Origin of the sequence: Desertimonas flava (genome assembly GCF_003426815.1) — a bacterium.
Taxonomy (GTDB): domain Bacteria; phylum Actinomycetota; class Acidimicrobiia; order Acidimicrobiales; family Ilumatobacteraceae; genus Desertimonas; species Desertimonas flava.
Genome location: NZ_QKYK01000002.1, coordinates 338,863 through 359,515 on the forward strand (window position 1 = coordinate 338,863; position 20,653 = coordinate 359,515).

The following is a 20,653-nucleotide window of genomic DNA, read 5'->3' on the forward strand; positions in this document are numbered from 1 at the left end:
AGCACAGGAATCGGTCGAGCCGAGGAGCGGAGAATCGGGGATCGGCGGGCCGCCGTACAGTGGCGACATGGAGCTGACGGTGGCCGCGGTGCAGATGGCGATGGTCGACGACGTGGCCGGGAACGTGGCCACGGCCGAGCGCCTCGTCCGGGACGCAGCGCACGCCGGGGCCCGGGTGATCCTCGTCCCCGAGCTGTTCGAGGGTCCCTACTTCTGCAAGGACATGCTGCCCGAGCACTTCGCCAGGGCGGTCCCGGTCGACGGGCACCCGACCGTCGAGCACTTCGCCAAGGTCGCCGCCGAGCTCGACGTCGTGTTGCCGTTGAGCATCTACGAGCGGGCCAACAACGCCACGTACAACAGCGTCGTGATGGTCGACGCCGACGGCTCGGTGCTCGGCACGTACCGCAAGTCGCACCTCCCCGACGGACCGGGGTACACCGAGAAGTACTACTTCAATCCCGGTGACACCGGCTTCCGGGTGTGGCCGACGAGGTACGGCCGGATCGGTGTGGGCATCTGTTGGGACCAGTGGTTCCCGGAGTCCGCCCGGTGCATGGCGCTGCTCGGCGCCGACGTGCTGTTCTACCCCACGGCGATCGGGAGCGAGCCCCCCGACCCGGACTGGGACTCGAGTGGACACTGGCAGCGGGTGATGCAGGGCCACGCCGGCGCCAACCTCACCCCGCTCGTCGCCGCCAACCGCATCGGTCACGAGGCCGGCGAGACGACGTCGATCACGTTCTACGGGTCGTCGTTCATCGCCGACCCCACCGGCGCCAAGGTCGCAGAGGCGTCCCGCGACGCCGAGGGTGTGATCACCGCGACGTTCGACCTCGACGCCGTCCGGGCGATGCGTCACTCGTGGGGCCTGTTCCGCGACCGCCGTCCCGACCTCTACGGCCCGCTCCTCACCCTCGACGGCACCACGGCGCAACCATGAGGATGCCGGCGGAGTTCGAACCGCACGAGTGCACGGTGATGTGCTGGCCGGCGCGCAGCGACCTCTACGGCGACCTGATGGCGCGCGCCGAGGCGGCCCACGCGCTCGTCGCCTCCACGATTGCCGGGTTCGAACCGGTGACGATGATCGCCGCACCCGGAGCGGGGGAGCGGGCGGCCGCTCGCTGTGGCGCCGGGGTCGACGTCATCGAGCTGCCGATCGACGACTCGTGGTTCCGCGACAGCGGACCGATCTACGTCGTCGGCGACGGCGACCCGCCCCAGCGGGTGGCGCTCGACTGGACGTTCAACGCGTGGGGCGGCAAGTTCCTGCCCTTCGCCGACGACGCCGCCATCGCCCGCCGCTACGCCGAGCTGGCGGGCCACAAGGTGCGATCGATCCCCGTGGTGATGGAGGGCGGGTCGCTCACCGTCGACGGCGCCGGAACACTCGTGACCACCGAGCAGTGCCTGATGCACCCCAATCGCAACCCGCGGATGACCCGGACCGAGATCGAGTGGGTCCTCGGTGACGAGCTCGGCGTCTCGACCATCGTGTGGCTGCCGTTCGGGCTCGCCCTCGACGACGACACGGACGGCCACGTCGACAACGTGGCCGCCTTCGCCGCCCCCGGCCGCCTCGTCGTGCAGGGGTGTTCCGATCCCGCCGAGGACGACTGGTTGCGCTGCAACGTGAACGTTCGTTGCGCCCGCGGGGCGAGCGACGCCGCCGGCAGGGCGATCGATGTCGTCGAGGTACCGGTGCTGCCCTTCGCCGAGATCGGCGGTGAGCGGGTCGCCGTGCCCTATCTGAACTTCTACGTGGTGAACGGCGCGGTCATCGTCCCGGTGTGCGGGCACGATGCCGACGACGACATGCTCGCGCTCATCGCCGAGCAGTTCCCGGACCGCGAGACGATCGGGATCGACGTGGGCGCGGTGCTCGCCTATGGCGGCGGAGGCGTCCATTGCATCACCCAGCAGGTCCCTGCGATCGGGTAATCGGTCACCGCTGCGGTCCCGGGCCGACTGCGGGAGTAGCCTGGCCGACCGGTGACAGCGACGGAACAGCCTGATACGACCGATCATCTCGCCGCTCTCGAGGCGATGCTCACGAGACGCAGCGTGAAGGTGTTCTCGGCAATCGGCCCCACCGCCGCGGAGATCGACGCCATCGTGCGGGCGGCGGTCACCGTGCCCGATCACGGTGCGCTCCGGCCCTGGCGGCTGGTCGTCGTCGAGGGCGAGGGACGGCATCCATTCGGTGATGCGCTCGCCGACGCCGGACGGGAGGCGAATCCCAGCCTCACCGACGACATGGCCGATCGACTGCGGTCGAAGGCGTTCGTCGCCCCGGCGCTCATCGCCGTGGTCGCCCGCGTCGATCGCTGTGCCAAGGTCGACGAGTGGGAGCAGGTGGCGTCGGCGTCGTGCCTGGGGTACGCGATCACCCTGGCCGCCGACCGTCTCGGTCTCGGTGCGATCTGGAAGAGCAGCCCCTTCCGGCGCGGTGCCGCGCTTCAGCGTGTGCTCGACATGGGCCCCGATGACGAGTTCCTCGGTTGGGTCAATCTCGGCCACCGCCCGCCCGACCTCCCGAAGGACACCAACGTGCGCCGTCCGGACGTCGATCTCGGCCGGATCGTCCGCGTCCTGCGGGCCGACGGTCAGCCGAGCGTCTATCGCAGCGCCTCCTGAACACGAGCGGCCGCTGCGAGCTGGGGCCGCGTCGGCCCGCTACTTGACGACGACGTCGAGCGTGATGCGCCGGGCGACGAAGACGGCGCCGACGATCACGGCGAGCGTGATCGGGGTGCTGATCCACAGCGACATCGACATGAGATCGCCGAGGGCCTCGATCTGCCCACCGCCGCTGACCACCGTGAGCAGAAGCTCGCACACGGCGGCGGGCACGAGGGCCAGTGGTATGCACAGCACGGCGACGACGATGTCGCCGTCCCGGTTGAACAGGACGCCCAGCAGCCAGCCGCTCACGAAGTGGGCGGCCGCGGCGGCCGTGTAGGTGAGCAGCACCGTGCCGTAGCCGATCGCCCCATAGGTGAGGTTGCGCTCGTCGTTCATGTGCGGCCAGTCGTTGGCGTCGTAGACGAACCGTTCGATCACGAAGCCGACGGTGATGTACACGCCCGACAACAAGGAGAACAGGACGAGGCTCACCGTTGCCGCGTCGCCGAGTCGGCGGCGCGTGACGCCGTTGACGACGAACATGCGGGCGAACGTGGCGATCATCAAGAACCCGCACACGCCGATCGGCCAGCGTTGCCAACCGGCGGCGATGCTGACCCAGAGGCTGGTGTCGATCTCGCCCCAGATCGACACGCACACGACGACCACGGTGTAGCCGACGGCGACGAACGCGAGGAGCGGGCCGAACCAGATGAGGTTGCCGAACATCGTCATGCTCGTTGCGGTGCCCAGGTCGACGGGATCGTTGCCGACGACGATGTCGTCGCCGGACGCTGCCGCGAAGGTGTCGGAGTGGTCAGCGGTGCCGATCATGAGGCTGCGTGCTCCCGGCTCGTGAGGTGGATGAAGAGGTCCTGCAACGGGATCGGCTCGAGATCGACGCCGAGCGAGGCGGCCCGCCGGGCGAACTCACCGTTGAACTCGTCGTAGACGACGGCCTGCTTGATGCTGCCGAACGTGCGGCTCGACAGGACGCGCAGTCCGAACGTCACGTCGTCGACGTCGGCCGCCTTGCCAGAGACGACGGCGCCGCGGGACCGCAGGCGGTCGACCGAATCGTGCACCACCAGCCGGCCGGCGTCGAGGATCACCACGTCCTCGATCAGGTTGGCGATCTCGTCGATGATGTGGGTCGACAGGATGATCGTGCGGGGGTGAGCGGCGTAGTCGGCCAGCAGCTCGTCGTAGAAGGCGTAGCGCGACGGGGCGTCCATGCCCAGATGCGGTTCGTCGAACATCGTGACCGGCGCCCGAGAGGCGAGCGCGGTGATCACCGAGACGGCGGCCTGCTTGCCGTGCGACAGCTTGCCGATGCGCTTCCTCGCCGGCAGCTCGAACAGGTCGATCAGCCGGTCGGCGTACTCCTGGTCCCAGCGCGGGCGCACGGCCGCGACCACCTGGAAGTGGCCCCGAACGGTGGTGGAGTCGGCGAAGGGCACGGCGTCACGGACGAGGCAGGTCTCGGCCATGAGACGGCCGTTCTCGTAGGGATCGTCGCCGTCGAGGCGAATCGACCCGTCCGACGCCCGTCGGTAGCCGGCGAGCAGCGCCATCAGGGTCGACTTGCCGGCGCCGTTGCGGCCGAGCAGGCCGGTGATCCGCCCGGCGGGGAGGTCCAGCGTGAGGTCGGCGAGGGCGTTGCTGTCGCCGAAGGTCATCCGCAGCCGGTCGGTGGAGATGGCGAGGCCGCTCACGAACGCGCTCCGAACGCCGCGCGCACTGCGTCGACGACGGTGTCGAGGGGGAGGTCGAGGCGGCGGGCCTCGGCGACGAGCGGCTCGACCACGCGGCCGACGAACTCGGCGCGGCGCTCCGCTCGCAGGCGTTCGGCGGCTCCGGGAGCGACGAACATGCCGACGCCGCGCCGCTTGTACAGGACGCCCTCGTCGACGAGACCCTGGAAGGCCTTCGCCGCCGTCGCCGGGTTGATCCGGTGGAAGGCGGCGTACTGATTGGTCGACATCACCTGCTCCTCTTCTGCGAGCACCCCGGAGACGATGTCCTCGCGGATCTGGTCGGCGATCTGCCGATAGATGGGCGTGCGGTCATCGAACATGTGCTCACGAACTCATGGGCTTGATTGGTTCATTAGTGATGTAATGAACCATAGAGGAGCGGCGTCTCGCTGACAACCTCCTTTCCGGCCAGAAACGATTCGACCGGACGATCACCGGTCGTTCCACGAGCCGGTAGGTGACGTCGGCGAGCAGCCACGCGTGAGGGCGATGCCGGCGACGGCGAACGACCAGCCGCCGAGACCGGCATGGTGGACCAGGAGGAGGAACACCGCCTGGTGCCAGAGGTACGCCGAGTACGAGCGGCGCCCGAGTGCGGCCAGCGGAGCGAGCGACAGCAGGCGTGAACCGATCGAGTCCGGGTCCCGGACGAGCGCCCCGACGAGGCCGGCGCTGGCCAACCCGGCGACCGTGATGCCCCATTGGTAGGTGGCCGGCTCGTACGCGCTGGCGGTGAAGTACAGCGCCAGCAGCACGAGGGTGGCGCCGGCACCGACGACGCGAGCGCTCGTCACCGGAACCCGGGCGAGCGCGCCCGATCGGGCGAGGAGCGCCAGGGCCACGCCCCACATCAGCGAGTCGAGGCGCATCGGGGTGAACAGGTAGGAGCGCGGGTAACCGTCGATCCCGCTGCTCGTGCGCCACGCCGCCGACGCGACCCCGGTGGCGACGACGATCCCGAGCCACGCCCGCCGCGGCAGTCCCGCGGCGGCGAGGCCGATGAACACGAACGGCAGCGCGACGTAGAACTGGAACTCGATGCTGAGGCTCCACAGGGGGCCGACCTCGAACAGCATCGAACCGAACCCGAAGACGTCGAGACCGTCGAGGTTGGTGAAGTTGTGGAGGTACGACGCCGAACTGGCCAGCGATGGCCACGTCGCCGACCACGACCGATCGTCGACGAGCAGCGAGACGACACCGATCGCGGCGAGCACGACGAGGAGCGCCGGATAGAGCCGGGCCAACCGGCGGGCAAGGAAACGACCGACGCTGATCGACCCCGCCGAGTCGAGCTCGGACAACAGGTTGGTGGCGATCAGGTACCCGCTGAGCACGAAGAACCCGTCGACTGGCAGCCATCCGGCCGCGGCGAGCGGATCGACGTGCCCGAGCGTCCACTGCAGGTGGTGGATCATGACGCCCATGACGAGCACCGTGCGCAGCCCGTCGAACGCGTCGCGCCGTGGTCCTCCCCGCACCGCGCCACCGTAGTCAGTTGCCGCGTTCGGGCGGCGCGAGGCGGGGTTACGATCGCCCGCGTGACGAGGCTGTACCACATCGGATTCGGCGTCGAGGATCTCGCACCCGGCACCACCGTCGCCTTCCTCAGCGGCGATCCCGACCGGTCCGAGACGATCGCCACCGACTACCTCGCGGACGGGAGGGAGCTCGCCCGCCACCGCGGACTCGATGCCTTCGCCGGCACCCTGCCGAGCGGAAACCCCGTCGTGTGCGCCACGTCCGGCATGGGCGCTCCGTCGATGAGCATCGTCGTCAACGAGCTCGTCCAGGTAGGGATCCGCACGATCATCCGCATCGGCACGAGCGGGTCGATCCAGGACCACGTGCGGGCCGGTTCGGTGGTGATCGGGCAGGGGGCGCTCACCAATCAGGGCGCGGCGCTCGACATCGCCCCCACCGAGTTCCCGAGCGTGGCCGATCCGTTCCTCACCGTCGCCCTCGCCGACGCCGCCGTCCGCCTCGGCATCGACCATCACGTCGGGGTGATGGCCTCCACGGACACGTTCTACGAGGGCCAGGAGCGCACGGAATCGTCCGCCAACCCACACCTCGTCCGGCGGCTGCGCGGGATGATCGACGAGTACCACGACCTCGGCGTGCTGAGCTTCGAGATGGAGGCCGGCACGCTGTTCAAGATGGGCGCGGTCTACGGCTTCAGCGCCGGCGCCGTGGTCGGCATCGTGGCGCAGCGCGGGCTGTCGGAAGCGCCCGACACGACCATCATCGGCACCGCCGTCGACAACGCGATCCGCGTCGCCGTGGCGGCCGCCGACACCTGGTCACGTCGCAGCTGACGTGACGCGGTGCCGGCGGCGGCCGGCGATCCAGACGGTCACTCGGCGGGTGGCACCAGCAGCGTGTTGATGATGTGGATCGTGCCGTTGGCGACGGCGATGTTGCTGCACGTGACCGTGGCGGCGCCGTCGTTGATGCTCACCGAGCCGTCGGCCTGGCTGGCGAACGTGAGCGGTCCACCTTGCTCGCTCGTCTGCGACGCCGACGTGACCAGGTTGGCGGCGCTGAGCGACTGCCCCTTGACGATGTGGTAGGTGACGATGGCGGTCAACTGCTCTGTGTTGCCGAGAATGGCCTCGAGGTCACTGGGGTCGAGCGCCTCGAAGGCGGCGTTGCTCGGTGCGAAGATCGTCCACGGACCCTCCTCGTTGAGCGCCTCGATGAACCCGCCCGCCGTGAGCGCCTCGGCGAACGTCGAGAGCAGGGGATTGGCGGCGATCGCGTCGCCGAGCGGGAGCGTCGCCGCTTCGGCGATCGAGCCGGCACCCTCGGCGGGCAGCGTGGCGCAATCGGGGCCGTTCGGGCCTTCGGCCGGGGTGGCGACGGCGGTCACGTTGGGTCCGCTGCTCGGCACGCTGCTCGAGCCGTTGCCGCCGAAGTCGGACGTCGGGGGCTGGAGGAAGCTGTCGATGATGTGAAGGATCCCGTTGGCGACGGGCAGATCGCCGCAGACGACAGCGGCCGAGCCGTTGATGGTCAGGCCGTCGGCACCGGGTGTGAACGTCAGCTCCGAGCCCTCCAGCGTGATGGCTGTTCCGGCATCGCCGAGCTGGACGCCCGTGAGCGCTTCACCCTCGATGATGTGGAAGCCGAGGAGGGACGACAGGAGGTCGGCGTCGGCCAGGATCGAATCGAGCACGGCGGTGGGCAGCTTGTCGAAGGCCACGTTGCTCGGAGCGAAGATGGTGAACGGTCCGTCCCCGTTCAGGGTGTCGAGGAAACCGGAATCCTGGAGCGCGGCGGCGAGCGTCGACAGATCCGGCGACGAGGCGATGGCGTCGCCCCCGGGCAGCGCGGCGATCGCCGCCGGCGAGCCGTCACCCTCGGCGGGCAGGTCGGCACAGCCTGGGCCGACCGGTTCACCGGCCGGCGGAACCGACTCGGGGCGCGAGGCGTTGCCTGCTGCAGTGGCCACCGACGCGGCGATCACCGCGCCGAACGCGACGGCCGCGGACAGCGCGGCAATTCTCGTCAGTCGTGTCCTCATCAGGATGTCCTTTCCGGTGCTGGCGGGGTCGCGACTCGGAAACGTCCCCAATGCCGAGATCCGTGTTCGACGGTGGCACATCCCGGCGTGTCGGTGACGTTAGCACTACCGTCGGTAACTCTGGGACCACCGTGTCAATCGACGAGGCGGCGGCACAAACTCGGTGGCTCGGTCGCCGCGGCGGACACCATCAGGCCCGGCGCTGTCGCTGGCACAGGCGTGGGCTTGGGGACGATCATCACGCTGTGGAGTCGCCGGTCCCACTCGGTCATCGGGATCTCGACCGTGGATGCACCTTCGGATGTCCCGCCCGTGGCTGGGCTCGTCACCTCGGCCGTGGCCACGTACCGGTTGATCGCGGTGTCGGCGTGGATCGTCACGTCGAGCCGATCGCCCGCCTCGACGTCGAGCCAGTCGCCGACGGCATGAAGGGAAACGCCGACCGCGATCAGACGGGCCCGTCCGTCGGGACCGACCTGCACGTGGAGCTGGCGAGACGTGTATCCGACGAACTCGGTCAGGGGGGTGCTGCTGCTGCTCTCCGTGCCGTCCGGTCCGATGGCGACCGTGAATGCCAGCGGCCGCACCTGGACCGGGATCCAGGTCGCACTCGTCTCGCCGGTCGCGAGGTACACGGCATCGCAGTCGCCGACGACGGCCAGGCGGTCGGCGGGGGCGTCGGCCGGCAGTTCGTCGACCTCGATCACGTTGTGGTCGAGCGGATTGCCCGTGATCCGGCTGATGCGTTCCTGCCAGGACACCATCTCGACGAGCGAGTCGCCGCGCCACGCTCGTTGCGCGTTCATCGCGGCCGGGGCCGTGTTGGCGACGAGCCCGTAGGCGGCGAGCACGGCCATCGCGCCGAGGGCCGTGCGGCGCCGCCCGACATCCCACCGAGTCACCCGCTCGGCGAGATCGTTCACGGCGACGACTCCGCCCAGCGCGAGGACCGGGACGAACTCGGCGAGGTAGCGCGGTGCGATGTAGCCGAAGGCCATCACACCACCCGAGACGCCCAGGGCGCCCAACAGCGGAATGCGGAGGGCGACGGCACCCGAGTGACCGCGAGGGCGGAAGGCCACGACGAAGCCCCAGATGGCCAGCACGAGGAGCAGCGGGCTCAGCGCCGTGATGCTGCCGGTGCGGAACGACTCGTCGAGATGAACACCCCAGATCGGACCGGGCGGTTCGGCGGGGAAGCCGACGAAGGGGAACCACGGCGTGAAACGCACGCCATCAGGCCGGAAGTAGCTGACGAGATCGGTCCAGAAGAACTGCGGTCCGTCGATGCGGCCGTCGTTCTGGAAGAGCACGAGCCGACGGTGTGGGCTGTACCGCGACCACACGTGCTTGTCGATCGGGAACATGTAGACGTGGCGGAACTTGGCCCAGTTCACCGCCGCCCCCACCGCGATGGCGAGCACCCCGGCCCCGGCGAGCACCCAGCCGGACCTGCGGGCGCGGCGAACGGCCAGCCACACCCCGGTGGCGATGAGCGACAGCGACATCGACCATCCGGCCGGCAATCTCGTCAGCATCGTGGCCATGGCCAGGGCCCCAGCCGTCACCACCCGTCCGGTCGTCGGCTCCTCCCATGCGCGTACGAGCGTGGCGAGGGTGGCGAGCGTCAGCGCCGTCGTCCACACGTACACCTCGTGATACACCCACGGTTGCGAGGCCAAGAACACGATCGCCGTGCCGCCCAGCACGCTGGCGACCAGGATGGCGAACGCCGCCGCCTCGAGACGGCTGACGGGAGCGTCCGGTCGGAGACGATGTCGGACCTGTTCGACGAGGGCGGTCAGGGCGATGGCGGTGACGACGAATCCGACGAGCATCGACAGGGCGGTCAAGCGACCGTCGAACCGCGACGTGACGAGCAGCAGCGGCATGCGCAGGAGGGCCGGGAACGGCCCGAAGTACATGTACGTCCGGCCGTCGACGACGAACCCCTCGATGCCGAGACTGTCGTTGGGCACGGCAAGCCTGCCGTGGAACAGAGCGCGGGCCTGCAGGTCGTAGAAGTTGCCGTTGAGGTGATCGGCTGTCGCCCCGCGCAGCGGGTTCCATCCGAAGTTCCACAACACCGCGAGGTAGGGGATCAGGCCGACACCGGCGCCGATCGCACACGCGTGCCGTAGTCGTCGCAGTGGGTGCGCGGGAATGAGCTCCCGGTCGGCGGTGAACGGCGCCAAGGTGCCGACGGTCATTCCAGTCCGGCGTCGTCGAGCAGGCGCTGGCACAGCTCCAGTGGCGGCGTCGCGACCTGCTGAACGGAGACGTCGAGGAGCGCTTGGGAGACATCGTCGGGCAACGAGAGGCTCGGGAGGGCGATCTGCCGGGGTGCGTTGCCGTTGGTCTCGGCCGCGTCGATCTTCTCTCTGGTGACATCGCCGAACTCGAGCCAGAAGCGGTCGTAGGCGGTGTCGACGGACATGCGGAACGTGAGTGTCCGCCCCGGCGGGAACTCGATCCACTCGGTCGGATAGAACACGAGCCCTTCCGCGATGCGGAGCCTGATGCGATCTCGCTCGGTCTCGATCATCACGGTCCGGTGGGTGGCCCCGTCCACCTCGAGGATGGGCACCCAGCCATCCCTCGCCCCGTCGGCGCTTGCCGTCACCGAGACCGCCAGATCGCGCACGCCAACGGTCACCCATGGCTCGTACTGGTCCCCGGTCGCCAGATACATCCCGTCGCAGTCGCCGACGATGCGGATCTGGTCCGTCGGTCCGTCGAGCGGAAGGTCGTCGGACCGCACGACGAGGTCGTCGGTGCTTCCCGTGAGATCCGAGATCCTTGCCTGCCAGTCGACGTACGTCAGCAGTGCCGGGCCTCGTGCGGTGGTCGCTGCCGCGGGGAGCGCGACCGCCACGTTGGCAACCGCTCCGTATGCGGCGCCGACGGAGAGCGCCGCAGCAAGGGCGAGCTTGGAACGGCGCTGCGTCGATCGGGTAGCCCGGCCGGCGAGGTCGACCGTGGCGACCACGCTGGCGAACACGAGGAACGGGAGGAACTCGCTGGTGTAGCGGTACGCCAGGTAGCCGTAGAACATCACACCGCCGCCGACGGCGAGCGCGCCGATCGCCGGGATCAGCAGGGCCCGGATCCACCCTGCCACGCGGGTGCGGACGATGACGATCGACCCCCAGACCGACAGGAGGACGAACACCGGGAGGAACGCCGGAACGCTCCCCGTGCGGTAGGTCTGGTCGAGGAACGCTCCACCGTGACTGCGCGCCGCGTCCGCTGGAAGCGACACGAACGGGAACCAGCGCGTGAAGCGGATGCCGTTGGGCCGGAAGTAGTTGACGAGCGTCGACTCGAAGAACTGCGGGCCGGTGATCGTGCCGCGATTGAGGCGCAGGGCGAGGCGTCGCCGCGCGCTCTTGCCCGTCCACACCTGGTGCTCGAGCGGAAACATGAACGGATGCCGGAACTTCGCCCAGTTGATCGCCACGGCGACGGCGAGCGGAACGAGGCCGGCGACGATCAGCGCCGGGCCGAGCCGGCGGACCCGCTGTGGCGTGGGGCCTGGCGGCGACACACACATCACGGTGCCGACGGCGACCGTGCACAAGGCCATCGCCCAGCCGGTCGTCGTACGGGTGAGGATCGCCCCGGCGACACATCCGCCGGTCGCCGCGACCAGCCGCCACGACGGACGCCGGGCGAGGGTCACGAGGCAGGCGAGCGCGCCGACGGCGAAGGTCGTGGCCCACATGTACACCTCGTGGTACACCCACGGAAGGGCGGCCAGGAACACGACGGTCGAGCCGCCCGTGATCGCGGCGAGCAACACCCCGAACGAGATGGCCTCGGTTCGCGACACCGGATCGTGGGGTCGGAAGAAGCGGCGCGTCGTCCAGATCAGCGAGGACGCGGCGATCACGAGGCCCACCCATGCGGTGAGCATCGAGACGGCGGTGAGCCGCCCGTCGAAGCGGTCGGTGACGAGCATGATCGGCATGCGCAGGATCGCCGGGAAGGGCGGGAAGTACATGAAGGTGCGACCGTCGATCACGAACCCCTCGATCCCGAGCGAGTACGCCGGCATCGAGAGATGGCCATGGAACAGCCGCCGAGCCTGGAAGTCGTAGAAGTTGGAGGCGAAACCGTGGTCGGCGGCGAGGCGAAGGGGATCGACCCCGAGGTTCCACAGCACGAGGATGAACGGCGCGAATCCGGCGCCCGCCCCGCCGAGGATGGAGCGTCGCATGAGCAGGCGGTCGGCGCCGCCACTGGGAGCTGTCGCCTCTTTCGGCATCGATGCCGCGCCCGTCGACGATGGGGTCGGGGAGACGATCGCGTCGGCTCGTCGGGACGCGATATCGAGCGTCACGGTCGGCTCCTGCGGTCCGGCGCTCAGCGACGCTCGGTGACCGGGTCGGTTTGGAGTTCGTACAGGAACTGATAGCCGAAGAGCGTCGGCCAGACGCGTGTCGCCATGCGGTCGATCGCGCCGGCCGCCTTGGCGACGCGGCCGATGGGGGAGGCGCCGCCGCGATCGAGTACTTCGACCGGCGAACCAACGACCGCTCGGCGGACGACGGCCAGCCCGGCGTCGGCGATGAGCCGCTCGAGGGTGCGGCGTGTGAAGAACCGCAGGTGGCCACGATCGAGCAGACCACGTTGGTCGTAGTCGAACCTTCCGCTCACCACCCTCAGCCGCGGGTACCAATGGGCGAAGTTGGGCACGCTGATGAGGATCGATCCGCCCGGTGCGAGCCGGTCGACCATCGATCTCAAGAGCCGCCCCGGTTCGGTCGTGTGCTCGAGGACGTCGGCCGCGACCACGGTGTCGAACGTCCCATCGACGTCATCGGGAAGTCCGTCGTCGAGGTCGGCCTCGACGAATCCGTCGAGGTTCTCGCCCACTCCTTCGTGCTTCACGACGTCGACGCCCACGACGTGATGGCCACCCCGGGCGCGTGCGAGGGCGCCGAAACTGCCGTCCGAACAGCCGACGTCGAGGAGGCGTCCGGCGGGCCGGTCCGCGATCCAGCGCATCAGCACACCGTGCGAGGAGTGCGGCGACGACTTCAGTTCGTAGGCCGCGTCCGCGGGATCGATCTCGCCTGCAGCTCCATCCTCGGCGCCGAAGCCCATGCGACGGAGGCGGTACTTGAGGACGTCGAGCGTCACGTCCTTGGCGTAGCGCACTCCGTTGACGTAGCAGATCTCGTCGCCGTAGTACGTCGGAATCGGGACCTCGACGATGGACTTGCCCGCCTTGAGCAGGCCGAGGATGATCTCGGTGTCGAAGTCGAACCCGTCGCTGTATGACTCGAACGGGATGTCGGAGAGCGTGTCGACTCGGTACGCGCGGTAGCCGCTGTGCCATTCCGAGAGCTGGAGACCGGCGAGCGTGTTCTGGGCCGTACTGAGGATGCGGTTGCCGACGTACTTGTAGACGGGCATGCCGCCGGCCCGCGCGTCGCCGCGGTTCATCATCCTGGATCCGAACACCGCGTCGGCACTGCCATCGGCGAGTGGGTCGACGAGACTCTCGATCACCTCCGGCGCATATTGCCCGTCACCGTGGAGCAGCACGACGATGTCGAGACCGTGGTCGATGGCCCACCGGTACCCGCTCTTCTGGTTGCCCCCATATCCGAGGTTGCGTGCATGACGCACCACCGTGAGCGGCAGGTCGTTGGTGGCTTGGTATTCCAGGCCGATCTCGTGGGTGCTGTCGCTGCTCGCGTCGTCGCAGACGAGGACGTGGTCGACGGTCGCACGGAACGACGCAGGCAGCCTGTCGAGAACCGACGCAAGGGTGGACGCAGCGTTGTACGCGACGACGAGGACGCCGACGCGCGGTTGGCCCTTCACGCCTGCGACTGTACTGGTTGCCATCGTCGCGATCTCCTCTCTTCGGTGTCGCCCGCCGGTCGCGATCGATCAGCCATCGGTCGGGGGTCGGGTGTCGCTGCGCCGGCGGCGAACAGCGGATCAGGCCGATGCAACCACCGTCCGATCGGGCGCTCGACGAGTCGATCCGTGATCGTGACGATGCCGGCGAGGATGGCAACGGTCGCGACCGCACGAGGCGCCCAGTCGATGGTTGACCCCCAACGCGACGCGGCCCAGAAGACCGGCAGGTGCCAGAGGAAGACCGAGAACGAAACAGTACCGAGCAAGCGGAGTGGTCGAGTGGCGAGAACCCGCTCGGCGATGCCACCCTCGTCGGCCGCAACCGCGATTGCGAGAACGAGCACGGCGGCCACGATGACGAAGGCGATTCCCTGACCTTCGAGATAGGCGAGTTCGTCGAGGTCGGCCGAGTAGAGCACGAGCGCAACGAGGGTGACGAGCGCGGGTGCTGTGACGAGGCGGGCCGCCCGGATGAAGGGCCGTACGTAGGGCAGCGCCAGGCCCGCGAGGCAGCCCACGAGGAGCGCGTCGGCCCGACTGAACGTGTGCAACGAGACGCGCCACCAGCCGGCGTCACCGAGCGCATTCCAGGTGGACGCGCGCCATGCGTAGCAGGCGGCGATCGAGCCCACGAGCAGTGTCATCAACGTCAATCGGAACCGGCCCAGCCACGCCAACGCCGCGACCCACACGAAGTACACCTGCTGCTCCATGCTGAGGTACCACAAGTGCCCGAGGTCGGGCCGGTAGCCGGCTGGGTCGCCGTTCGCCAGCCCGAGATTGAAGCGGAACGTCGCGATGCCGGCGAGCGTGCGGTCCGTCGTGGGGTGGGACCACTCGTCCCAACGATCGACGCGACTGACCAGCAGCACCGTGATGACCAGCAACGAGAGCTGAGGACCGAGCCGTAGCAGACGCCGCCCCCAGAATCGCAGGACCCCGATGGAGCCGGCGCGCTCCTGGTGGACGACGAGACTCCGGGTGACGAGGAATCCGCCGAGCACCAGGAAGAGGGTGACGCCGAGGCTGCCGCTCTTGAACAGGCCGTAGAAGGGACCGGTGTGCTCGGCCAGCCACGTGTCGGGAACGATGGTCCACAGGTGGCTGCACACGACGATGAGGCATGCGGCCCCGCGGAGCCCGTCGAAGGCGGGTGTGGGTCCGTGCGCCTCCGAGGCGCCGGTCGTCGGTCCCCCAGCCTCCGTCACGGATCACAAGTGTAGACGAGGCGTGACCCGAGGTATTACCGTCGGTAATCACAAGCGGAGGAGGGTGAGCTTGCACACCGGTCTGGTCGACATCATCGACATCGAGCCGCTCTTGACGCGGCTCGCAGAGAGCCGAGACGAGTACGCGTCGGCTTCCCCGTACCCGCATATCGTCATCGATGACGCCCTGCCGCCCGCGGTGTTCGGCGCGGCAGCGGCCGAATTTCCCGTCCCTCACGACGCATCCTGGATCGGCTACCTCCACGTCAACGAGACGAAGTTCGCCAACCCCCGTCCGGCCACGTGGGGACCGACGCTGCAGGAGCTCGCAGCGACGCTGTGCACGGACGAGTTCGTGAAGACGCTCAGCAAGCTCACTGGCTTCGAGCACCTCGTCGCCGACCCGACGATGGACGGCGGCGGCCTGCACCAGACGTTGCGTGGCGGGCACCTCAACGTTCACGCCGACTTCACCACCCACCACCGTCACCCCGAGCTGCGACGGAGGGTCAACGTGCTGCTGTACCTCAACGAGGGCTGGAACCCGGAATGGGGCGGCGCGCTCGAACTCTGGGACGCCGGCGTCAGGTCATGCGTCCGGCGCGTGGAGCCGATCGCCAACCGGCTGTTGATCTTCACCACGTCGGACGAGGCGTACCACGGTCATCCCGACGCCCTGGCCTGCCCGGCCGGAGTCGCTCGTCGCTCGCTGGCCCTGTACTACTTCACCGAGGAGGAGCACCCGGTCCGGCGGGCCACGAGATACCGACCGCGGCCAGGCGACGGCGTGAAGGGCGCGGCGATCTGGGCCGATCGTCAGGCCCTCGCATTGTTCGACCAGATGCGGGTGCGGCTCGGGGTCTCCGGTGCTGCGGCGAGCCGTGTCCTGGAGCAGGGCTTCCGACTGCTTCGACGCAGTCGTCCCGCCTGAGGCGCGCCAAGCTCCTTCCATGCCGGTCGTCGTCGAACCCCTTGTGGTGACCGACGCGGCGCCGGTCACCACCGCCTGGCAACGCGATCGACCGCTGCGAGTCGAGGCGTTCCTCGGCTTCACGAGTGGACCGCGTGTCGCTGTCCAGGAAGGCCTGAACGGCGTCCGCGGCATGGCCGTGATCCCCGTCGTGGCGTTCCATCTCGGCTACTCCAACCTGCTCGGCGGCGCGCAACTGGTGATGTCGCTGTTCTTCACGCAGTCGGGCTTTCTCATCGCCACGCTGATCCTGCACGAGTACGACCGCACCGGCGCCTTCCGCCTCGGACCGTTCTGGGCCGCTCGCGCCCGCCGCATCCTGCCGCCGGCGTGGTTGACCATCGCCGCCGTGGGCCTGGTCCGACTGCTGACCGACTCATTGCCCAACCCGGACCGGCTCGACCTGGTCACGGCGTTCGCGCACGTGAGCAACTGGTACCTGTACTTCTCCGATGCGATCACCGACGCCGTGGTGGAAGGGCGGTCGTCGGTGCTCAACCACTTCTGGAGCTTGTCGGTCGAGGAACAGTTCTACGTCTTCATCGCGTTCGTCTCGCTGTGGCTGTTCCGCACCAAACGTCGGCCGCTGATCGTGTTGCGCTGGATCGCCCTCGTCGGTATGACGGCGTCGTTCCTGCTGCCCTTCGTCTTCGACATGGGCGAGGAGCGGGTCTTCTACGGCACCGACGCCCGGGCGGGCGAGTTGCTGATCGGTGTCGCCATGGCGACGTTCATCGTGTCGCGTCCGGTGCGCGAGGGGATGCTGCGGCACCGCTGGCCCATCGTCGCGGCGTCGGCCGGCGCTCTCGTCACGGCCTGGGTGTTGTTCCACTACGCCCGGCCGCGCACCGGCATGCTGGAGAACGGCCTCCTGCCGGTGGGCTCGGTGCTCTGGGTGTTGGTGATCGTCGGCGCGATGCTCCCGGACGGGCCCGTGGCGTGGCTGATGCACGGGCGGCTACTCCGCTGGCTGGGCCAGTACAGCTACGGCATCTACGCCTATCACTTTCCGGTGCTGACGGTCGCTCGGTTCTACCTCGACGTTCACCCGCTGCTCCTCACAGCGATCGTCGTGGCCATCACGCTCGCGCTGGCGATGGCGAGCTACCGGTACGTCGAGATCCCGATCCGGCGGCAGCGCCTTCGGGGACGTCCGTTGGCCGTCGGCGCCGCGGTCGTCCTGGCGACCATCGTGGTCACGACGGCGCTCACGTAGCGGACGGCCTGGGCACTCCGTACTGCGGAACTCCGACTGGACCCGGCTCGGCGTTGGCGACGAGCACGGCCTGGCAGGTGCGGTCCGGCGTCCGACCCTCGTGAGCGATCAACGGTGAGCTGCTGGTGTGTCCGGGAGCCGCACGCTGAGGGACTGCTGCGCTGACGCCGCCGGCGGCCGATTCGGACAGCATCGGGGAGTGGGCCACATAGGCGCCGTCGACGGTCAGGACCCACTGGTTCTCGTCGAGGTCGGCGCTCACGGCAAGCTCGACCGGGGCCGCTGGGTCGATCGGCATCCACGGCGACGCAACCTGAGGGATCCAGTTGATCTCTTGAACAACTCGGTAGTTCCCGCTGCCGTCGGTCTGGAGCCAGACGACACCGCGGTCCGGGCCGAATGGTCCGAGCGCCCAGACCGCGGTCAGTGGCTCGGGTGTCACGCTCTCGTCGAATGTCACGGTCGCGCGGAACGAACCCGCACGCACGGGAGTCCACGGCAGGTCATCTTCCTCGGTCGCCACCAACGTCACGTCACACCGGCCGGCGACGGCGACGGATCCAGACTCGGGATCAGCAGGGAGGACCGGCCCGGTCTCGACGCGAGCATAGAAGCGTTCGACCGTCTCGGGTACCGGGCCGCGCATCGTGAGCCGTTCGAGCGGTGACGCCTCCCCGCACCCTTCCTCCGAGTACGCCCGACGGGGATCGGCCGGGAATCGCAGGGACGTGTTGGACATCGCCCGCCACACATTGCGGGCGAACCCACCGAACGTGAGCGGAGCGTCGTAGGCATCGGCGAGTCGCTCGAACGGACCGCACTCGAGGGTCGCCTGCGCCCAGGCCACCTGCTCGAGATACAGCAGCGGAGCGACGGGGTCGTGGAAGGGGCGCTCGTCGGGTAGGTCGGTCGGCAGCACCTGGTCGGGCGTCTCCGCGAACCGGGCGACGAGCCACGGCGCGTACGCAGACTTCTCCTGGCCGGGGAGGTAGCGGAACTCAAGTCCCTGGTGGCCGGTAAACGGATCGGCGATGCCGTTGAGGTCGAGGATGTCCACGTCGGTGCCCAGGGAGTAGCCCGTCAGCCCGATCGATCGCGAAGCGACGACGACCGCGTCCGGGTCGGCGAGCTTGATCGGCAGCTTGGTCCCGGTCGGCTCGAACGGATCGGCGAGGTAGAGGCCAGGTCCGTCGATCCATCCGGCGGCGTCGCCGAACCCGGCATCGGCGAGGGTGAGCCTCCGTCCTGGGTAGGCGCCGGTCAGCGACAGCGCGGGTACGTTCCCGGGTCGCATGAACACGCCGCACCCGACCGCCCACACGGCGACGGCGACGATGGCGGCGATGTGCCGTCTGGCGACGGGGACGACGAACGCCGGTGTCAGCATCATCACCATCGACGGCAGAAGGGCCCGGGCATGCACCGAGTCGCCGCCGACGATGACGATGATGACGACGACGTTCAGCACACCGCTGCCGGCGATCGCCACGAGGGCAGCGATGCGCCGTCTTCGGCCCGCCTCCGCGTTGCGCTGGACGAACGGTATGTACACCGCGAGCAGAACGGCCACGAGCGGAACGAGCAAGAGATAGGTCGATGTGAAGTCGGCGAAGTACTCCCATCCGAAGCCGGGTCGGGTTGCCGTGTCCTCACGGCCGAGCGACCACGAGGACGTGATCAGCCCGTAGTACCCCATGCGGAAGATCTGATAGCCGAGCGGCAGCGCGCCTGCGGTCAGGAGCATCGACGCGCGTCGACGTGTCGGTGCTGCCGTCCCCATGACGACCGCGAGGACCAAGACGGCGCTCGGCAGCGTGAGATCGGGTCGCACCAGTGGCCCGAGTCCGAGGAGCACGAGACCGAGGCGACCGACGGCTGCATTCGGATCGGCGTCGGATCGACTCGCCCAACGGGCAAGGATCCATGCGCTCGCTCCGATCCACGCCAGCACGAGTCCCAGCTCCTCACCACCGGTCGACCAGATCCACGTCGGCCACAGGACGGCGATGACGACGAGTCCGAGCGGCAGGAGAAGCGCGCCACCTTCGTCCATCAGCCTCGCCGATGCAGCAGTGGCGAGGGACAGCCCGAGCAGCGTCGCGGCGATCGACAGCGCGACTGCCACGTAGGCGAGCTCGAACGGGGTCACCAGGTCGCCGACCGTCAACGCCGCCACCCAGAGCGGACTGGCGAAGGTCTCGACGCGTTGGCCGGCGTTGAACACCGGTCCATTGCCGTCGAGGATCTGGTCGACGACCCGGAAGTAGGCGAACCCGTCGTCGGATGTCCACCGATGCGTGAACCCGAGCACGCCGACCAGAACCAGCGGGGCGACCCAGAGGCCCCACTGGAAGCTGCGTAGCGTCATCCACCGCGGCGCCGACACGATGGGACCGAGATGTCCCTCAGTTCGGCTGTCGTGGCCGCTGTCCGGCGACCGCTCGTCCTCCAACCCGTTCCTACCCTCCGTCGGCCGGCGGCGCCACCGTAGTGGCAAGTCTCGGGCGCTCGCGGCCTCAGGTTACTGCTGGTAGCTCGCCAGCCACGTCGGGAGTCGCGTGGGTCGGCCGTCCGCGGTCACCGCACCGTGCACGGTGACGGCCGTGGCCGCCGGCCGGTCGGCGACCGTCAGGAGGTACGACATCTGGAACGTCGCCCGGGCGGCCGATGCCAACGCGACGTGAACGGTCACCACGTCGTCGAAGCGGAGGGCGTTGCGGTAGCGCACGAAGGCCTCGAGGACGGCTGACTCGATGCCGGCATCACGCCACTCCGTGTACGGATGCCCGATGTGGCGGAGGAAGGCAACGCGAGCTTCCTCGAGGTAAGGCAGGTAGCGGCTGTGATGAACGATGCCCATCGCATCCGTCTCGGCGAACCGCACACGGATGTCGTGGTGGAACTCGTAGGCAGCAGGATCCAATGACGGCTCGACGTCCATGCGCACGGCGCGCAGGCTAGACGGTGCGTCACGTGCCCACGGCGTGCCGGGGCGGGCTGTGATGGTCAGGGGTGACCCGGCTCCAGAGGCCGTTGAAGGAGATGCTGTCGTAGAACGCCGTGCCGTCGACGACGAGCCCGTCGCGCAACCGCATGATCCAGGCGTAGCTGTTCTCGTAGGGCTGGCCGTCGTTGGCGATGCCGCGGCCGTTCCAGACGACGATCACGGTGTCGCCGTCGGCGTGGATGGAGCGGATCAGCACCGGCCGGAACGGCTCGCCGTGGGCAAAGCGGGCACCGAAGGGAGCAAGCACCTCGTCGATGAACTGCTGGCGGTCGGCGTACTCGCGCGACGCGACCGAGTGGCCCTCGATCCGCCATACCATGTCCGGGGCGAACACGTCGGTGATCGGTGCGTCACCCGCCTGCCACGCCTCGAAGGCACGACGGATCGTCTCTCGGTTGTCTTCGGTCTCGGGGTTGTCGGTCGGGCCGTCGCCCCTCTGGTCGGTGTCGGTCATCTCGTCTCCT

General features: G+C 68.9%; 18 protein-coding genes. 6 read left to right on the forward strand and 12 right to left on the reverse strand.

Features of this window, described 5'->3' with window-relative positions:
* Nucleotides 1-67: 67 nt before the first annotated feature.
* From aguB to DN771_RS04235, 3 genes are read left to right on the forward strand one after another with little or no spacing between them, the layout of a single operon-like run.
* Nucleotides 68-943, forward strand: a complete 876-nt coding sequence (gene aguB / locus DN771_RS04225) for an N-carbamoylputrescine amidase (protein ID WP_116996062.1) — start codon at nt 68-70, stop codon at nt 941-943.
* Nucleotides 940-1,944 (forward strand): agmatine deiminase family protein, encoded by a 1,005-nt coding sequence (locus DN771_RS04230; RefSeq protein ID WP_116996063.1) that lies wholly within the window; start codon nt 940-942, stop codon nt 1,942-1,944. Before aguB ends, DN771_RS04230 begins: the two co-directional genes overlap by 4 nt.
* Before the next feature lie 51 nt (nt 1,945-1,995).
* The gene (locus DN771_RS04235; RefSeq protein ID WP_116996064.1) at nt 1,996-2,640 is read left to right on the forward strand and encodes a nitroreductase family protein; all 645 of its coding nucleotides are present in this window, start codon (nt 1,996-1,998) and stop codon (nt 2,638-2,640) included.
* Between the two features lie 39 nt (nt 2,641-2,679).
* On the opposite strand, the gene DN771_RS04240 is transcribed toward DN771_RS04235, so the two are convergent.
* The 4 genes from DN771_RS04240 to DN771_RS04255 form a co-directional block, all read right to left on the reverse strand.
* Complete coding sequence (locus DN771_RS04240; RefSeq protein WP_116996065.1) at nt 2,680-3,462, reverse strand: hypothetical protein; 783 nt, start codon at nt 3,460-3,462, stop codon at nt 2,680-2,682.
* Nucleotides 3,459-4,343: an ATP-binding cassette domain-containing protein gene (locus tag DN771_RS04245; RefSeq protein WP_205528415.1), complete on the reverse strand. Its 885-nt coding sequence runs from the start codon at nt 4,341-4,343 to the stop codon at nt 3,459-3,461. Before DN771_RS04245 ends, DN771_RS04240 begins: the two co-directional genes overlap by 4 nt.
* A complete protein-coding gene (locus tag DN771_RS04250) occupies nt 4,340-4,705 on the reverse strand; it encodes a GntR family transcriptional regulator (RefSeq protein WP_116996066.1) in 366 nt (121 codons plus the stop codon). Before DN771_RS04250 ends, DN771_RS04245 begins: the two co-directional genes overlap by 4 nt.
* Before the next feature lie 111 nt (nt 4,706-4,816).
* Nucleotides 4,817-5,866, reverse strand: a complete 1,050-nt coding sequence (locus DN771_RS04255; RefSeq protein ID WP_116996067.1) for an acyltransferase family protein — start codon at nt 5,864-5,866, stop codon at nt 4,817-4,819.
* 60 nt (nt 5,867-5,926) lie between these two features.
* On the opposite strand from DN771_RS04255, the gene DN771_RS04260 reads away from it, so the two are divergent.
* Nucleotides 5,927-6,703, forward strand: coding sequence for a nucleoside phosphorylase (locus DN771_RS04260; RefSeq protein WP_116996068.1), 777 nt, complete (start codon nt 5,927-5,929; stop codon nt 6,701-6,703).
* Nucleotides 6,704-6,741: 38 nt separating this feature from the next.
* Here DN771_RS04260 and DN771_RS04265 read toward each other — a convergent pair whose 3' ends face one another.
* The 5 genes from DN771_RS04265 to DN771_RS04285 all read right to left on the reverse strand — a co-directional run bounded on the left by DN771_RS04265 (nt 6,742) and on the right by DN771_RS04285 (nt 14,996).
* Nucleotides 6,742-7,911 (reverse strand): fasciclin domain-containing protein, encoded by a 1,170-nt coding sequence (locus tag DN771_RS04265; RefSeq protein ID WP_162941506.1) that lies wholly within the window; start codon nt 7,909-7,911, stop codon nt 6,742-6,744.
* Between the two features lie 134 nt (nt 7,912-8,045).
* Nucleotides 8,046-10,121 carry a hypothetical protein gene (locus DN771_RS04270; protein ID WP_116996070.1) on the reverse strand — a complete coding sequence of 692 codons (2,076 nt, stop codon included), beginning with the start codon at nt 10,119-10,121 and terminating at the stop codon, nt 8,046-8,048.
* On the reverse strand, nt 10,118-12,253 hold the full coding sequence (locus DN771_RS04275; RefSeq protein WP_116996071.1) for a hypothetical protein: 2,136 nt from the start codon (nt 12,251-12,253) through the stop codon (nt 10,118-10,120). Before DN771_RS04275 ends, DN771_RS04270 begins: the two co-directional genes overlap by 4 nt.
* Before the next feature lie 23 nt (nt 12,254-12,276).
* A complete protein-coding gene (locus DN771_RS04280) occupies nt 12,277-13,746 on the reverse strand; it encodes a bifunctional glycosyltransferase/class I SAM-dependent methyltransferase (RefSeq protein WP_227462267.1) in 1,470 nt (489 codons plus the stop codon).
* Nucleotides 13,743-14,996, reverse strand: a complete 1,254-nt coding sequence (locus tag DN771_RS04285) for an acyltransferase family protein (RefSeq protein WP_116996073.1) — start codon at nt 14,994-14,996, stop codon at nt 13,743-13,745. The genes DN771_RS04280 and DN771_RS04285 overlap by 4 nt, the downstream gene beginning before the upstream one ends.
* Before the next feature lie 64 nt (nt 14,997-15,060).
* On the opposite strand from DN771_RS04285, the gene DN771_RS04290 reads away from it, so the two are divergent.
* Entirely contained in the window at nt 15,061-15,927 is an 867-nt protein-coding gene (locus DN771_RS04290; protein WP_162941507.1) for a 2OG-Fe(II) oxygenase, read from the forward strand.
* Between the two features lie 19 nt (nt 15,928-15,946).
* Nucleotides 15,947-17,182 (forward strand): acyltransferase family protein, encoded by a 1,236-nt coding sequence (locus tag DN771_RS04295; RefSeq protein ID WP_116996074.1) that lies wholly within the window; start codon nt 15,947-15,949, stop codon nt 17,180-17,182.
* On the opposite strand, the gene DN771_RS04300 is transcribed toward DN771_RS04295, so the two are convergent.
* The 3 genes from DN771_RS04300 to DN771_RS04310 form a co-directional block, all read right to left on the reverse strand.
* Nucleotides 17,175-19,568 carry a hypothetical protein gene (locus DN771_RS04300; RefSeq protein ID WP_162941508.1) on the reverse strand — a complete coding sequence of 798 codons (2,394 nt, stop codon included), beginning with the start codon at nt 19,566-19,568 and terminating at the stop codon, nt 17,175-17,177. The genes DN771_RS04295 and DN771_RS04300 overlap by 8 nt on opposite strands.
* 135 nt (nt 19,569-19,703) lie before the next feature.
* Nucleotides 19,704-20,123, reverse strand: a complete 420-nt coding sequence (locus DN771_RS04305; RefSeq protein WP_116996076.1) for an acyl-CoA thioesterase — start codon at nt 20,121-20,123, stop codon at nt 19,704-19,706.
* 28 nt (nt 20,124-20,151) lie between these two features.
* On the reverse strand, nt 20,152-20,643 hold the full coding sequence (locus DN771_RS04310; RefSeq protein ID WP_116996077.1) for a nuclear transport factor 2 family protein: 492 nt from the start codon (nt 20,641-20,643) through the stop codon (nt 20,152-20,154).
* Between the last annotated feature and the right edge of the window lie 10 nt (nt 20,644-20,653).